A 14,308-nucleotide genomic window follows, 5' to 3' on the forward strand; every position below is an offset into this window, starting at 1 on the left:
CGCTTTCATCGCTGCCAGAAGCTGACGTAGCGTTCAACCACCCATGCCCGCCATGCTCAGCAAATTAGGTGCTGCCCCCCCGTCGCGGGCTCATTCCTTGGATTGGCCGGTCAACATCGCGATCAAGGGCTTGCGCACAGAGTCGCGCTGCAAGGCCAGATTGAAAATCAGGCTCACCCCGGCCAAAAGCATCCCCGCGTTGTTGCTGCCCGTCATGATCAGAATGAAACTGACAAGCAACAGCACCCAGATCACCCCGCGCAACACCCATGCCGCATGTTTTTCCTGCATCACCTTTCCCCTGTCTGCATCAGTCCGGGATCAAGAGCGAGGCATCGCCGTAACTGAAAAAGCGGTATTCCTCGCGGACCGCATGATCGTAAATCTGCCACACCCTGTCCTGCCCCATCAAGGCACTGACCAGCATCATCAGCGTGGATTTCGGCAGGTGGAAATTGGTCATCAGCGCATCGGTGACGCGAAAATCGAACCCGGGGTAAATGAATATATCGGTGTCCCCCTCCCACGCGGCAATCTCGCCGGTATCCCGGGCCGCGCTTTCGATCAGCCGCAGTGCGGTCGTCCCCACCGGGATCACGCGCCCGCCATTGGCCTTGGTCTCGGCGATCTGCCGCGCAGCCGCCTCGCTCACCCGGCCCCATTCGGCATGCATCTTGTGGGTCGTCACGTCCTCGACCTTGACCGGCAAAAACGTCCCGGCGCCCACATGAAGGGTCACATGGCTGAACCCTACGCCCATATCGCGCAAGCCAGCCAGAAGCGCATCGTCGAAGTGCAGCGAGGCCGTCGGCGCCGCCACGGCCCCGGGATGCCGCGCCCAGACGGTTTGGTAATCCTCGCGATCTTGCGCGTCAGCCGCGCGGCGGGCCGCGATATAGGGCGGCAGGGGCATGGCCCCGGCGGCATCCAATGCCGCATCAAAATCCTCGCCTTCTAGGTTGAACCGCAAGATCGCCTGCCCCTCGCGCTTGGCCTCGCAGGTGGCCTGCAACTCGGCGCCGAAGTGCACAACCTCCCCCTCGGCCAGCTTCTTGAGGGGTTTCACCATCGCCGACCAAGTGCCCTCCGGCCCCGGTTCCAGCAGCGTCACCTCGATCCTGGCTTCGGTTTGCCCCTGCGCGCCCTCACGCCGCCGCACACCCGACAGCCGGGCCGGAATCACCGCCGTGTCGTTCAACACAAGCCGATCGCCCGGGCGCAGGAATTGGCCCAAGTCGCGCACCACCGAATCAACAATCTGCCCCCCATTGGCCACCAATAGCCGCGCCGAGGTGCGTGGCCGCGCCGGCCGCGTGGCGATCAGCCGCTCCGGCAAATCGAAATCGAAATCGCTTAGTTTCACTGCCCGACCCCTTGGATCCTACCTTGCTATTGCCGCTCTTCTCGCTGCGGCGCGCCTTGTTGTCCACCGTTTTGCCGCGGCGGCGCACGGCGGAACAACTCGCGGAACATGCCGGGAGTGAACACCGACAGCGGGTTCACGCTGACCCGTGGGTTCGCCGCCTGCCCGGTCAATTCGTAATTCACCCCGACAAGGCCCTCGCCGCGCCGGGTGAACAGCCCGCCAATCCCATTGATCAGGTAAAACGGCGAGATAACCCCCTGCATATCCATCTGCCCGCTCTGCATGAAATAATAGCCATCCATGGAAATCCCCATCGAGGCGCCCACAGCGCTGCCCGAGTACAGTGTCACCCGCTCCGGCGACAACTGGAAACGCGCATCCACCTCGCTGAAATGGATGCCTTCACCGTCCAATTGCTCCAACAATCCCACCACGCTCATTGCATTGAGCAGAGCCGCCAGCGCCGGTGCATCCTTCAAGCGCAGGTTGGCGGCCGTCAGTTGCCCATTATAGGTCCCCGCCGCCTGCGCAGGGGCCAGCACCAGATCAAGCGATCCATCGCGCGCCTGCTTGAGCAATCCCGCCGACCCCAAAACGCCACCCGCGTTGTCCGATTGAATACGGAACGCGCTTCGCCCCCGCTGCGGCACCACGCGTCCCCGAATGGGCGCACCGCCATTCACCTTGCCAAAGAAATTGCCATCCGCCCCACGGCGCATGTCCAATTCCGCGCGGAATTCGGTCAGCGCGATGCCGTCCGATATCTGCAAGCGGTCCAATGACAGCGCCACAGGCCCGCCCTCGCGCCGCTGTCCGCCCCCGCCGCTGCCGTCACCGGTAAGCGAGGTCTGACGCAAATCAATCGTCCCGCCCCGCACCTGAACCGCCGGGGCCACGCCTGCCCCCCGCCCGATCAGATCCACCGGCGCATTCAGCCATGTGCCCACCCGGACCGTGTCAAAGCTCGCGCGTTCCAACTGGCCATCGGGCCGCAGGGTAACGCGCCCCTCGGCGGTCAGGCCCGCCGCCTGCAAGGCCACCCGGCTCAGGTCCGGCGGTGTCCCCAAGCTACCACTAACCTCCAAGCTGCCTTGCGCGCCCGGCGACAGGCTCCAATCCAGTTGCCGCAGGCTCAGCCCCACACCGGCAAGGTCCGAAGTCAGTTCGAAACGCCCCGGCTGCCCCTTCACGAAATCAATCACAACATCGGCCTGCCCCGCCCCCGACAGGCTTCCGGGCGGCAAGCCGATATTGAACTCATCGGCAAAGCGCTCCGAAAGCTCCACCCAGCCTTCCACGCGCGCCTCGCCGCCCCCATCAGGGCCCAGCGCCGCCTTGTAGGTGCCATTCACCGGCACCCGGCCAAGCCGCCCTTCGCCACCAACGGTCAAGCCACTGTTCTGTGCGCGCACCTCAAGCTGCGTCGCCGCAAGGACCCGCCCGGGCACCAAGACCTCGCTGCGCACATCCCGCAGGGTGCCGCCAACGTCAAACGCCACCTCGTCGGGTTTCAGTCCGGGCTTGAGCAGGAAATCCAACTGCCCCTCCAACACCGCCCGCCCATCGGCCAGGGCCACGGGTCGCCCGGCCTTGTCCAAAAAGCGAAACGGCTCTTCGTTCAAAAGCGACAAGGCGGCTGTCACTGTACTATCAAGGTTCAGACGCGTACGCGCCGGGCCGCGCTTGATCGACACGTTCGGCACTTCGAAACTGGTGCCGGAAATGTCGATCCGCCCACCCTCGGCCGCCTGAACGAAACCACTGTCCGCCATGATCACGAAGCGATCATCATAAAGCGAGGCATGTCCCGAGGCTGCCTCGATCGGCGGCACCTCCTTGATGAAGCGGGTCTTGAGCCCTTCGTAATCGAATCCCAGGAACAGATCGGGCCGACTTTTCGGCAAGGACCGCACCGCAAGCTGAATGTTCTGCAACTGCGCCTCGCGCACGTTTTCCTCGATCCAGCCGCGCGTCTTGGGCTTCACGCTTTGCGGCCAAAGCTCCAACAGGCGCGCAGGCGTCAGCCCATCCATCTCGCCGTCCACGGCAAGGTTCCAACCGTCTTGCTCGGCCTCTACCTCACCGCGCAGCACAAGGTGCTGCCCCTGATCCACAAGGCTCATTTGCCCAAGGCTCAGGCGGAACGGCTCCATCTCAAGCCGCAGGTCCATGGCCACCTGCTCCAGTTCCACCGGCGCGGGATACAATCCGGCGGGGTTGGCACTGATCCGGCTGATCTGCAATTGCCCCAGAAGCTCATTGGGCCAGCCGCTCTCCATCCCCACAAGATAGGCCTGCCCCTCGGCTCTTGCGCTCACCCAGTCGCTTTCGACGCTGACCTCGTCAAATCGCATCACCTGCCGGACGGGATCATAGGTGAAATAACTGCGCGCACTGGAAAACGGCAGCGGCTTGGTGGCCTCGGTGGGCTGCAACACCCCCGCGCCAATCTGCAAGGTGGCGTTGAGCGGCCCAAGCCGCCCGTCTTCGGCAACCGAAGCACGCAACGCCCCGGAAATCGGTGCGTCCAAAGCCTCAAGCCATGTCAGGGCAGGCGATTGCCCAGCGATGTCGCGGGCCGGCATGTCTTCGAAACGAACGCCGAAGCTCGCCTCCGTATCGCCCATGGTGCCCCCATAGTTGACCGCAAGCGTCGTGGCATAGGCGCGATCTCCCAGCAGCACGAAATCTCCCCTGACCTGCAAATCGTCGCCGTCACGCTCCAGCGTCAGCCGCCCACCGTCCACGGTCCAGGCCCGCTGCACGCGCGCATCCTCGTAGCGCAGGGTCATGTTGCGCGCCTCGACCCGTGTCAGCGACGCGAAATGCGGTTCGCGCAAAAGGTCTTCCAGCGGCTGCAAAAGGGCGGCCATGCTGGGCGCCTCTTCCACCGCCGGGGTGGCGGCCTCGCCAAGGCTCACACCCAAGCCGCCATCCACACTGCGCCGCAGCGTGACCTGCACGCCCGACACGCTTATCACCCCGGGCCGCACCTCTCCACGCATCAAGGGCTGCAAGGCAAAGGCCCCTTGCACATCGGTCAAATTCGCCAACGTCTGGCCGCTGGCATCGCGCACCGCCACCTCGCGCAGGCTCAGGCGCGGCACCCAATCGTCCTCAACGACGATCGACATATCTCCAAGCGCAAGCTGCAAATCGCCCGTGTCGGCATTGATCCGGTCGGTGATCCGCGTGCGTAGCCATTCCGGCGCACTGACCTGCGTGCCCACCAAGGCCATGGCCGCAACGCCAAAGGCCACCAGCAGCGCCACCAGTGCCGCCAGCACCCAAAGCATCACCCGCCGCCCGCGTCGGCGTGGTGGCTTGATGTCCTCAGTTTCGCTCATATGATCCGACCGCACAGGCCCTGCTCCCGCCTGCTGGCTTGTCCTTTTTTCTGGCCTTGACAGCCCTAATATGAAACCGCGGACCGCACATAACAAGGATATCCCATGACCAACAGCACCCAATTGGCCCCCGATTTCACCCTGCCGCGCGATGGCGGCGACACTGTCACGCTGTCGTCATTGCGCCCCGCGCCCGTGGTTCTCTTCTTTTACCCGCGCGATGATACCTCGGGCTGCACCAAGGAGGCCATCGCCTTCACCGAAATGCACGGGGAATTTCAGGCCCTCGGCGCCCATGTCATGGGGATTTCCAAGGATACCGTCGCCAAGCACGACAAATTCCGCGACAAGCATTCCCTTGGCATCCCGCTTCTGTCGGACGCCGAAGATGAGGTCTGCGAGGCCTATGGCGTCTACAAGGAAAAGAAGATGTACGGCAAAACCTTCATGGGCATCGAACGCTCCACCTTCCTCATTGACGGCGAGGGCCGCATCGCGCGCGAATGGCGCAAGGTGAAAGTGCCGGGTCACGCCGAGGAGGTCCTGCAAGCCCTGAAAGACCTCACCGCATGACCCAAACGCTTGCACAAATGGCGGTGGAGGTGCTCACCACCGCCGATGGCCGCGAAAAAACCGCCCTCTCGCGCCGCCACGCCGCCACGTGGTTCGCGGCGCGCGAGGCCGGGGAAAGCATCCCCTTGGGTCAGGCAGACCCGCCCCTGCGCCCCGCCCGCCCCGAAAAGCCCGAACTGCTGGATCCGCGCGACGTCCCCCGCCGCCGCCCCGGCAGCCCACAGGGGCGCATCGCCATCCTGCACGCCGTGGCGCATATCGAGCTCAACGCCGTCGACCTGCACTGGGATATCATCGCGCGCTTCACCGACACCCCCATGCCCATTGGCTTCTACGACGACTGGGTGAAATCGGCGGATGAGGAATCCAAGCACTTCAACCTCGTCTGCGACAGCTTGGAGGCACATGGCAGCCACTACGGCGCCCTGCCCGCCCACGCCGGCATGTGGCGCGCGGCTGAAGATACCGCTCAGGATTTCATGGGCCGCCTCGCCGTGGTGCCCATGGTCCTTGAGGCCCGCGGTCTGGACGTGACCCCCGGCATGATCGAGATTTTCGAAAAGGCAGGCGACGCCAAAACCGTCGAGGCCCTGAAGGTCATTTACGCCGAGGAAGTCGGTCACGTCGCCTATGGCTCGAAGTGGTTCCACTTCCTTTGCGGACGTCACGAAAAAGACCCCAAGCAGGTCTTTCACGAGCTCGTGAAACGCTACTTTCATGGGCCTCTCAAGCCCCCGTTCAACGAAGAAAAGCGCGCCGAGGCCGGCCTGCCGCCCGATTTCTACTGGCCTCTGGCCACCTGACTCCTGTCAATATGCCGCAGCAAACCCTGCAAAAGCATAGGTCAAGCCTTTGTAGATCGGCGATTTTTTGCCGTTCACGCCACATCTCGCCGAAATTGGCGAATCACAGGCCCAAAAAACTTGCTCAAAGGTTAAGCACTGGCTAAGCACTAGGGCCAAGGCGCGGTCACTAAATGTGACCAATTGAAATTATAACGAATGCGCCGGCCGTTGGGAAAAGGGACACAAGGGACGAGATTCTTCGTGCGCACGCGACTTGCTATCAAATTTCATGCGCTGCTGGAGCGCTATTTCCCCGAGCGCCGGGTCTTCCTGCGCTCCGATACAGACACACGCTTCATCCGGCTCCGCCCCGGCTCGCAGCTTCTTGCCTTCGCCGGTGCCTCCGCGATCGTCGCCTGGGCGATCATCGCCACCGCCATCCTGGTGATGGACTCGATCGGCGCGGGCAACTTCCGTGAACAGGCCAAGCGCGACCAGCGCACCTACGAGATGCGCCTCAACGCCCTGTCGTCCGAACGCGACAAGCGCGCCGAAGAGGCCGCAGCGGCACAAGAGCGTTTCAATTCGGCGCTCAAGCAAATCTCGGTCATGCAATCCGAACTCCTCGCCTCCGAAACCCGCCTGCGCGAGTTGGAAACCGGGATCGAGGTCATTCAATCCACCCTGCGCACCGCGATGACCGAACGCGATACCGCCCGCGACGAGGCCGAAGAACTGACCGTCGCACTGCAAGACACCAACGGGGCCGCGCACACCGGCAACGGCAAAACGGCCTCTGACGGAACGCTCAACGTTCTGGCCGCCGCCCTGCAGGACACCGCCCGCGAACGCGACCAGATTCGCGAAGACGCCCAGACCGCCCTGCTGGAAGCCGATGAAATGGCCTCGCGCCTGAAACTCATTCAGGACCAGAACGACCAGATCTTCCGCCAGCTGGAAGAGGCGATGACCATCTCGGTCGAACCGCTCGACAAGATGTTCCGCGCCGCAGGCATGAACACCGACGACCTTCTGAAAACCGTGCGCCGGGGCTATTCCGGCCAAGGCGGCCCGCTGATGCCGCTCAGCTTCTCCACCCGCGGCGAAGACCCCTCGCCCGATGCCGAACGCGCCAACCGCATCCTCAACGGGCTCGATGAACTCAACCTCTACCGGATCGCGGCGCAAAAAGCCCCCTTCGCCCTGCCCCTCAAGGGCAACTTCCGCTATACCTCGGGCTTTGGCATGCGCTGGGGCCGGATGCACAAGGGCACCGACTTCGCCGCGCCGCACGGAACACCCATCTATGCCACCGCCGATGGCGTCGTGACACACGCCGGCTGGCTCTCGGGCTATGGCCGTCTGGTCAAAATCCAGCACGAGTTCGGCATCGAAACCCGCTACGCCCACAATTCGAAACTCTTCGTGAAGAAGGGACAAAGGGTCTCGCGCGGACAGAAAATTTCCGCTATGGGCAATACTGGACGATCCACCGGGACCCATCTACACTACGAGGTCCGCGTGGGCGGCAAAGCCGTCAACCCAATGATCTATATCAAGGCTGCTAACGATGTTTTCTAAAAGCAAAATCAACGAACCCGCGCCCAAGGCAGGTGACGCCGCCAAACCCGCAGCGCCCGAATCCAAGGCAGATGCGCCGCAAAGCGCGTCCTCCAGCACCGAATTCAAGGCCTCCGCACCCAAGGCGAAACCGCCCGCGTCGGTACTATCCTCCGATCTGCACATCACCGGCAACCTCAAGACCACCGGCGATATTCAGGTCGAAGGCACCATCGAAGGCGACATTCGTGCCCACCTTCTGACCGTTGGCGAAGGGGCCACCATCAAGGGCGAGGTGATCGCCGATGATGTCGTGGTCAATGGCCGTATCGTGGGCCGGGTGCGCGGCCTCAAGGTCCGCCTCACCTCCACCGCCCGCGTCGAAGGCGACATCATCCACAAGACCATCGCCATCGAATCCGGGGCCCACTTCGAAGGCTCCGTGCAACGGCAGGATGACCCGCTCAACGCCAAGGGCGGCCAGAAATCGGGCGGCGGCGCGCAATCACAAGCGCCAGCGCAGGCCCCGGCCAAACCCGCCGAAGCCAAGTCGTAAGACTTCCGCGCCCCGCAAGCACACCAAAGGCGCCCTGCCCCCGGCAGCGGCGCCTTTTTCGTGGCCGGGTCATTCTACCGGGCCGTGTCGCCTCCATCTCCCATGGACAGCCCCCGCCATTCCGCCTTGAACTCGACCTTAAAGCGTCCCGCCTTTAACCTGAGAAACAGCTAAAGTCGGACCGCGTGCAACGATTAAGCCAAGCACTGCATTTCGCAAAAACCTGTGATTCAGGTTTTTTGCGAAACGCTTTAACGAAAACCGGCCACCAAGGGCCGGACCAAAGGGCACAAGGACGGCAAGGGGCAGGCTCATGGGCAATCACCTTTTCCACGGCGATAACGTCGGCGTCGGCATGATCCGCGATCTGCGCGGCGTGATCGAACGCGAAAAAGCTGACATCGGTATTTTCCTCACTTTGACCGAGCCCAAGAAAACCATGATCTCCGAAGCGGCGGCAGCGGGCCAGTTCGAGATGGACGGGTTTGACCCCGTGCCGCGTATCCAGATCGTGACTATCGAAGAGGCGTTAAACCTTCGTGACCGCGCCGTGCGCCTGCCCGCCCGCCGCGACGACACCTTCAAAAAAGCCGCCCGCGAGGAAGACCGGACAGCGCAAGGCAAACTCGATCTTTAAGCCGGATTTTCGTACGACTCGTACGATCGGTTTCCAGGACCCCCGGATTTTCGTACGAAAATCGGGGGTCAGGCGTACGACTCGTACGAAAATCGCCTCAGGCTTCCAATTCCGCGTCCCAATAGAGGAAATCCAGCCAGCTTTCGTGCAGGTGATTGGGCGGGAACTTGCGGCCCAAGTTGCGCAATTGCTCGGCCCCCGGCGCACGGGGTGGCTTTTGCAGCGCCATCTTCGCAGCCCGCAAGCTCTTGGAACCCTTGCGTAAATTGCAGGGGCTACAGGCCGCGACCACGTTTTCCCAACTGGTGATTCCGCCACTGGCCCGCGGCACCACGTGGTCAAAGGTCAAATCCCCCTTCGCCCCACAGTACTGGCACTGGAATTCATCCCTTAAAAAAAGATTAAAGCGCGTGAAGGCCACGCGCTTTTGGGGTTTGACATAATCTCGCAGGACAACCACGCTCGGTATCCGTATCACCATGCTCGGGCTTCGGACGATATCGTCATATTCTGCAACGATATCAACACGATCAAGGTAAGCCGCCTTGACCGCATCCTGCCACGGCCAAAGCGACAAAGGATAGTACGACAAGGGCCTGTAATCGGCATTCAGCACCAGTGCCGGATGCTGTTTGAGCGCCGCTGGCTCCCTGACAAACTCTGTTCTGAAATCCCCATCCATGGTCAAACTGTCTCCCGCCCGGCTCAGCCTCTGTCTAAAGCTCCGGGGCGGGACACGCCGCCCCTTCCTAAAGGCTACTATATATCGCGTATTCCGGCTGACAAGCCTCACGATAAGCAGCACATCTAGCGATTTGCTATCGCAGCTCTGTTACCGCTTTATGACAGATATCCACAGGTTGCGACAGGCCAACCCAACGGACTACACTTGGGCCATGTCCTTACCTGACGCACCAAACCTCTCGGCCTTGCTCGAAGCAGCCCTTTACACCGAAGACCTCACCGCCGCCGACCACTTCTACGGACACGTTCTAGGGCTACCTGAGGTCACCCGCGTTGACGGGCGGCACATATTCTATCGCGTTGGCAGCTGTATCCTTCTGATCTTTAACCCAAAGGCCACGCGGGAAGGCCCCAGCAACGCACGCCTGCCCGTGCCCGCCCATGGCGCTGAGGGGCCCGGCCATCTATGCTTTGCCGCATCACGAGATGAAATCACCCAATGGAAACAACGCCTTGAAGCGGCTGGCCATCCGACCGAGGTCGAGTTCGATTGGCCCAATGGCGCGCATTCCCTGTATTTCCGTGACCCGGCAGGCAACTCCCTCGAAATCGCTGAGCCCCGCCTGTGGTTCTGATGCCCTATCGCGGCGGGATCGAATAGGTCAGGCTGGCCCGCGCCACCGGGGCCTCGCCCCCGTCCGAGACCATCAAGACCTCACCCACCGCCAAGACCCGGCCCAGCTTCAATAACCGGCACTCGGCAATCAAATCCTTGCCCGCCTCAGGCTTGCGCATGAAATCAATGCTGCAATTGGTGGTCACTGCCAAGGCCTGCGGTCCGATCATCGCCAAAACGGCCATGTATACAGCCACATCCGCAAGTGCGAACATCGAAGGGCCTGAAACCGTACCACCGGGGCGCAGGTGCTTTTCCGCCGTCACCAAACGGACGCGAATACGCATTTCGCCCAAGTCTTCGACGACGAAATCCCCGCCCACCTGCGGAAAAACCTCCGCGATGAAGGCCTCCAACTCCTCGATGGTCATCTGCAAGCCCATGCTTTCCTCCCTGCCTGATCAGCGTTAAGAATGGCCACAAGCCAGAAGGAGTTACAAGATGCCGATCCTTGAGCGGGAAGACACAGGCGCCATCGCCCGCCTGACCATGAACCACCCCGAAAAACTCAACGCGCTTTCTGACGCCATGCTCGCCGCGCTCTCCGATGAGTTCGAGGCGCTGGCCGCGGATGAAAAAATCCGCGTCGTCATCATCGCCGGAGCCGGAAAGGCCTTCTGCGCCGGGCATGACCTCAAGGAAATGACCCAAGGCCGGCAAGCCGAAGATGGCGGCAAAGCCTATTTTGCCGATCTTTTCGCGCGCTGCACCAAGGTGATGACCGCCATTCGCAACCTGCCGCAACCGGTGATCGCCCAACCCCACGGCATCGCCACTGCCGCAGGCTGTCAACTGGTCGCCAGCTGCGACATGGCCGTGGCCGCCGAAGGCACACGTTTCGGCGTCAACGGTGTGAACATCGGGCTTTTCTGCTCCACGCCCATGGTCGCCCTGTCGCGCAATATCCCCCGCAAGCAGGCCTTCGAGATGCTGACGACGGGCGAATTCATCGACACCGACCGCGCGCTTGCCCTTGGCCTCATCAACCGCGCCGTGCCACAGGACGACCTGGACGAGGCCACCAACCAACTGGCCGAAACCGTGGCCAGCAAACTGGGCGCAGCCGTGCGCATCGGCAAACGCGCCTTCTATGACCAGTTGGAAATGGGACTCGATCAAGCCTATGCCCATACCGGGCAAGTCATGGTGGAAAACATGCTCTACCGCGACACCGAAGAGGGCATCGCCGCCTTCCTCGAAAAGCGCCCGCCGCAGTGGGACCAATAGCCCCGCCTGAACGACGACGCCGCGTGAAATGGGGCAGTGTTTCCATTTCCGCGCCTCATTTTTTCCACATTTGACGTTTTCCGCGCGTTTTTTACCCGGTAAACGGGTGCCCAGGGGGCGTGATGTGAAAGTTGTTTGTCATCATGCGTACATGGGTCGCCGTCGGGATAATGTCCCTCCAGGCCAGCCTCTCTCTGGCCGCTGATCTGCCCGAGCCGGCGACCCGTGCGGACTTCCCAACGCCCGGGGCCACCTCTGTCCTGCTTGGTCGGGATCTGTTCTTTGACCCCATTCTCTCGGGCAATCGCAACATCTCCTGTGCCACTTGCCATCATCCCGACCACGCCAGTGCCGATGGCCTATCGCTCAATATCGGCGAAGGCGGCGAGGGCCTTGGAAAATCCCGTCGGGCCAATCCCGAAAACCCACCTGATGCGCTGGTCCCTCGCAACGCGCCCGCGCTGTTCAACCTTGGCGCACAGGAGTTCACGAGGCTCTTTCACGATGGCCGGGTCGAGCTGGACCCGACCCAACGCTTCGGCATCCGCCTGCCCGAGGGGCAACACCTCGAACGGCCCCTGCCCCTTCTCGCGGCGCAGGCCCTCATGCCCATGGTCGCCCCCGAGGAAATGGCCGGGCAACCCGGCGAGAATCCGGTGGCCGATCTGGTGGCAAAAGGCCAGATCACAGGTCAATCCGGCGCGTGGCAGGCCATCGCCGCCCGCATTGCGCAGATCCCCGACTACCGCCGCCGTTTCGAATGGCTCAACGGTGCCGAGGAGCCGATCCACATTACCGATATTGCCCGCGCGATTGCCGCCTTCATCGCTTATGAGTTCCGCGCCACCGACAGCCCCTTTGACGCCTTCCTGATGGGCGACGACAGCGCCCTCACGAATGACCAACTGCGCGGCATGTCGCTTTTTTACGGCAAGGCGGGCTGCGCCAATTGCCACGCGGGCCCCTTTCAAACCGATCACCAATTTCACGCTTTGGGCATCCCCCAAATCGGCCCCGGCAAGGGCCATGGCCCCAAGGGGCATGCCGACCACGGCCGCGGCTATATCACGGGCGAAGCACAGGACCGCTACCGCTTTCGCACGCCCTCCTTGCGCAATGTCGCCCTCACCGCCCCCTATGGCCATACCGGGGCATACTCCGATCTGGGCGATATGATCCGCCACCACCTTGATCCCGAAACCGCTCTCGCCGAATACCTCGGGCTGGAAAAGGCCACCCTGCCCGATCACGGGCTTGAGGGTCCGCTTGACCCCGCGATGCAGGATTTCGACGAGATCTTGGCCATCTCGCAAGCCATCTCGATTGACCTTGACCCACTCAGCACGTCCGAAATCGACGCCCTCATCGCCTTCCTGCACGCCCTGACCGACCCGATCTCGACCAAGGGCCGCCTTGGCGCGCCGCTAAACGTCCCTTCCGGCCTGCCCGTCGATAACGGCACCACCGGCCCCTCCTGACCCTTTCCAAACGCTCGCCAATCGCCTACATCGCGCGGTATGGATAAGACACTTCACATCATCGGCGGCGGCATGGCCGGGTCCGAGGCCGCATGGCAAGCCGCGAACATGGGCGTGCCCGTGGTCATCCACGAAATGCGCCCCAAGGTCGAAACCTTCGCGCATCGCACCGGCGATCTGGCCGAGATGGTCTGCTCGAATTCCTTCCGCTCGGATGATGATGAACAAAACGCCGTGGGCCTGCTGCATTGGGAAATGCGCGCCGCCAACGGGTTGATCATGCACACCGCCGACAAGCACCGCCTGCCCGCAGGCGGAGCGCTCGCCGTGGATCGTGATCCCTTTGCGCAGGACGTCACCCAAACCCTGCGCAATCACCCCAATGTCACGATTGACTACGGCGAAATCTCTGATCTGCCCACTGATGGCCATTGGATCATCGCCACCGGCCCCCTGACCAGCGAAGGGCTTGGACAGGCGATTGCCAAGGAAACCGGGAAAGAGGCCCTGGCCTTCTTCGACGCCATTGCCCCCATCGTCTACTACGACAGCATTGATATGTCGAAAGCCTGGATGCAATCGCGCTACGACAAGGGCGACACCGAGGAAGAGCGCACCGCCTACCTCAACTGCCCCATGGACCGCGACCAATACGAGGCCTTCATCGACGCCCTGCTCGCCGCCGAGAAAACCGAATTTCACGAAGGCGAAACCGCAGGCTACTTCGACGGCTGCCTGCCGATCGAGGTCATGGCCGAACGCGGCCGCGAAACCCTGCGCCACGGGCCGATGAAACCCGTGGGCCTGACCAACCCACATCAGCCCGATGTCAAACCATGGGCCGTGGTGCAACTGCGCCGCGACAATGCGCTTGGCACGCTCTTCAACATCGTGGGCTTCCAAACCAAGATGAAGTATGGCGCGCAAACCTCTGTTTTCAAAATGATTCCCGGACTTGAGAATGCCAGCTTTGCACGGCTTGGTGGCATTCACCGCAACACCTTCATCAACTCACCCACGCTGCTGGACGATCAAATGCGCCTGCACTCGCGGCCCCATATCCGCTTTGCCGGCCAGATCACCGGCGTTGAAGGCTACGTCGAATCCGCCGCCATGGGCCTCCTCGCGGGCCGCATGGCCGCCGCCGAGATCTTGGGCCAAACACCCCCGCCTGTGCCACAGGATTCCGCCATGGGCGCGCTCATCCACCACATCACCGGCGGGGCCGAGGCCAAGACGTTTCAGCCGATGAACGTCAATTTCGGCCTCTTCCGCCCGGTCGAGGGCCTCAAGGGCGGGCGTCGCGGCCGCAAAGACCGATACAAGGCCTATACCGATCGCGCCAAAGCGGCTTGGACCGATTGGCTGGGTCACGTCAAAGCCCCCGAAACCGCATGAAGACCACTGGCGAAGCCACTG

Annotated in this window: 15 protein-coding genes; 9 read left to right on the forward strand and 6 right to left on the reverse strand. The window is 62.5% G+C overall.

The window, feature by feature from the left end; translation table 11 throughout:
- Positions 1-90: 90 nt before the first annotated feature.
- Genes QZ498_RS06660 through QZ498_RS06670 form a run of 3 tightly spaced genes read right to left on the reverse strand, consistent with a single transcriptional unit; the run spans position 91 to position 4,713 of the window.
- Positions 91-291: a hypothetical protein gene (locus tag QZ498_RS06660; protein WP_294621018.1), complete on the reverse strand. Its 201-nt coding sequence runs from the start codon at positions 289-291 to the stop codon at positions 91-93.
- A gap of 19 nt (positions 292-310) precedes the next feature.
- The gene (queA, locus tag QZ498_RS06665) at positions 311-1,363 is read right to left on the reverse strand and encodes a tRNA preQ1(34) S-adenosylmethionine ribosyltransferase-isomerase QueA (protein WP_294621024.1); all 1,053 of its coding nucleotides are present in this window, start codon (positions 1,361-1,363) and stop codon (positions 311-313) included.
- A gap of 26 nt (positions 1,364-1,389) precedes the next feature.
- Entirely contained in the window at positions 1,390-4,713 is a 3,324-nt protein-coding gene (locus tag QZ498_RS06670) for an AsmA-like C-terminal region-containing protein (RefSeq protein ID WP_294621027.1), read from the reverse strand.
- A 105-nt stretch (positions 4,714-4,818) separates the two neighbouring features.
- Here QZ498_RS06670 and QZ498_RS06675 point away from each other — a divergent pair, with 105 nt between their 5' ends.
- From QZ498_RS06675 to QZ498_RS06690, 4 genes are all read left to right on the forward strand, one after another.
- The gene (locus QZ498_RS06675; RefSeq protein WP_294621029.1) at positions 4,819-5,286 is read left to right on the forward strand and encodes a peroxiredoxin; all 468 of its coding nucleotides are present in this window, start codon (positions 4,819-4,821) and stop codon (positions 5,284-5,286) included.
- Positions 5,283-6,089 carry a ferritin-like domain-containing protein gene (locus QZ498_RS06680; RefSeq protein ID WP_294621031.1) on the forward strand — a complete coding sequence of 269 codons (807 nt, stop codon included), beginning with the start codon at positions 5,283-5,285 and terminating at the stop codon, positions 6,087-6,089. Before QZ498_RS06675 ends, QZ498_RS06680 begins: the two co-directional genes overlap by 4 nt.
- A 243-nt stretch (positions 6,090-6,332) precedes the next feature.
- The gene (locus tag QZ498_RS06685; protein WP_294621032.1) at positions 6,333-7,652 is read left to right on the forward strand and encodes a M23 family metallopeptidase; all 1,320 of its coding nucleotides are present in this window, start codon (positions 6,333-6,335) and stop codon (positions 7,650-7,652) included.
- Positions 7,642-8,187: a polymer-forming cytoskeletal protein gene (locus tag QZ498_RS06690; RefSeq protein ID WP_294621033.1), complete on the forward strand. Its 546-nt coding sequence runs from the start codon at positions 7,642-7,644 to the stop codon at positions 8,185-8,187. The genes QZ498_RS06685 and QZ498_RS06690 overlap by 11 nt, the downstream gene beginning before the upstream one ends.
- Before the next feature lie 138 nt (positions 8,188-8,325).
- On the opposite strand, the gene QZ498_RS06695 is transcribed toward QZ498_RS06690, so the two are convergent.
- On the reverse strand, positions 8,326-8,502 hold the full coding sequence (locus tag QZ498_RS06695) for a hypothetical protein (protein ID WP_294621034.1): 177 nt from the start codon (positions 8,500-8,502) through the stop codon (positions 8,326-8,328).
- Here QZ498_RS06695 and QZ498_RS06700 point away from each other — a divergent pair.
- The gene (locus tag QZ498_RS06700) at positions 8,501-8,824 is read left to right on the forward strand and encodes a hypothetical protein (protein ID WP_294621035.1); all 324 of its coding nucleotides are present in this window, start codon (positions 8,501-8,503) and stop codon (positions 8,822-8,824) included. The two genes, QZ498_RS06695 and QZ498_RS06700, sit on opposite strands and share 2 nt — an antisense overlap.
- Before the next feature lie 97 nt (positions 8,825-8,921).
- Here QZ498_RS06700 and QZ498_RS06705 read toward each other — a convergent pair whose 3' ends face one another.
- Positions 8,922-9,506, reverse strand: a complete 585-nt coding sequence (locus QZ498_RS06705) for an HNH endonuclease (protein ID WP_294621037.1) — start codon at positions 9,504-9,506, stop codon at positions 8,922-8,924.
- Positions 9,507-9,666: 160 nt separating this feature from the next.
- Between QZ498_RS06705 and QZ498_RS06710 the strand changes: the two genes are divergently transcribed.
- Positions 9,667-10,143 (forward strand): VOC family protein, encoded by a 477-nt coding sequence (locus QZ498_RS06710; protein WP_294621038.1) that lies wholly within the window; start codon positions 9,667-9,669, stop codon positions 10,141-10,143.
- Positions 10,144-10,147: 4 nt separating this feature from the next.
- On the opposite strand, the gene QZ498_RS06715 is transcribed toward QZ498_RS06710, so the two are convergent.
- Positions 10,148-10,567: a PaaI family thioesterase gene (locus tag QZ498_RS06715; RefSeq protein ID WP_294621039.1), complete on the reverse strand. Its 420-nt coding sequence runs from the start codon at positions 10,565-10,567 to the stop codon at positions 10,148-10,150.
- A 58-nt stretch (positions 10,568-10,625) separates the two neighbouring features.
- Between QZ498_RS06715 and QZ498_RS06720 the strand changes: the two genes are divergently transcribed.
- The 3 genes from QZ498_RS06720 to trmFO all read left to right on the forward strand — a co-directional run bounded on the left by QZ498_RS06720 (position 10,626) and on the right by trmFO (position 14,287).
- Positions 10,626-11,411 (forward strand): enoyl-CoA hydratase, encoded by a 786-nt coding sequence (locus QZ498_RS06720; protein WP_294621040.1) that lies wholly within the window; start codon positions 10,626-10,628, stop codon positions 11,409-11,411.
- Positions 11,412-11,581: 170 nt separating this feature from the next.
- Positions 11,582-12,889, forward strand: coding sequence for a cytochrome c peroxidase (locus QZ498_RS06725; protein ID WP_294621041.1), 1,308 nt, complete (start codon positions 11,582-11,584; stop codon positions 12,887-12,889).
- Between the two features lie 39 nt (positions 12,890-12,928).
- Positions 12,929-14,287, forward strand: coding sequence for a methylenetetrahydrofolate--tRNA-(uracil(54)-C(5))-methyltransferase (FADH(2)-oxidizing) TrmFO (trmFO, locus tag QZ498_RS06730; protein WP_294621042.1), 1,359 nt, complete (start codon positions 12,929-12,931; stop codon positions 14,285-14,287).
- The last annotated feature ends 21 nt before the right edge of the window (positions 14,288-14,308 follow it).

This window comes from uncultured Roseovarius sp., assembly GCF_913057115.1.
GTDB lineage: Bacteria > Pseudomonadota > Alphaproteobacteria > Rhodobacterales > Rhodobacteraceae > Roseovarius.

Excerpts from the sequence above, each read along its gene's own strand:
- QZ498_RS06715 (WP_294621039.1), bottom strand. The coding sequence starts at position 10,567 with ATGGGCTTGCAGATGACCATCGAGGAGTTGGAGGCCTTCATCGCGGAG.
- QZ498_RS06725 (WP_294621041.1), top strand. The coding sequence starts at position 11,582 with ATGTCCCTCCAGGCCAGCCTCTCTCTGGCCGCTGATCTGCCCGAGCCG.
- QZ498_RS06720 (WP_294621040.1), top strand. The coding sequence starts at position 10,626 with ATGCCGATCCTTGAGCGGGAAGACACAGGCGCCATCGCCCGCCTGACC.
- QZ498_RS06660 (WP_294621018.1), bottom strand. The coding sequence starts at position 291 with ATGCAGGAAAAACATGCGGCATGGGTGTTGCGCGGGGTGATCTGGGTG.
- QZ498_RS06680 (WP_294621031.1), top strand. The coding sequence starts at position 5,283 with ATGACCCAAACGCTTGCACAAATGGCGGTGGAGGTGCTCACCACCGCC.
- QZ498_RS06690 (WP_294621033.1), top strand. The coding sequence starts at position 7,642 with ATGTTTTCTAAAAGCAAAATCAACGAACCCGCGCCCAAGGCAGGTGAC.
- QZ498_RS06670 (WP_294621027.1), bottom strand. The coding sequence starts at position 4,713 with ATGAGCGAAACTGAGGACATCAAGCCACCACGCCGACGCGGGCGGCGG.
- QZ498_RS06675 (WP_294621029.1), top strand. The coding sequence starts at position 4,819 with ATGACCAACAGCACCCAATTGGCCCCCGATTTCACCCTGCCGCGCGAT.
- trmFO (WP_294621042.1), top strand. The coding sequence starts at position 12,929 with ATGGATAAGACACTTCACATCATCGGCGGCGGCATGGCCGGGTCCGAG.
- QZ498_RS06705 (WP_294621037.1), bottom strand. The coding sequence starts at position 9,506 with ATGGATGGGGATTTCAGAACAGAGTTTGTCAGGGAGCCAGCGGCGCTC.
- QZ498_RS06700 (WP_294621035.1), top strand. The coding sequence starts at position 8,501 with ATGGGCAATCACCTTTTCCACGGCGATAACGTCGGCGTCGGCATGATC.
- QZ498_RS06710 (WP_294621038.1), top strand. The coding sequence starts at position 9,667 with ATGACAGATATCCACAGGTTGCGACAGGCCAACCCAACGGACTACACT.
- QZ498_RS06695 (WP_294621034.1), bottom strand. The coding sequence starts at position 8,502 with ATGAGCCTGCCCCTTGCCGTCCTTGTGCCCTTTGGTCCGGCCCTTGGT.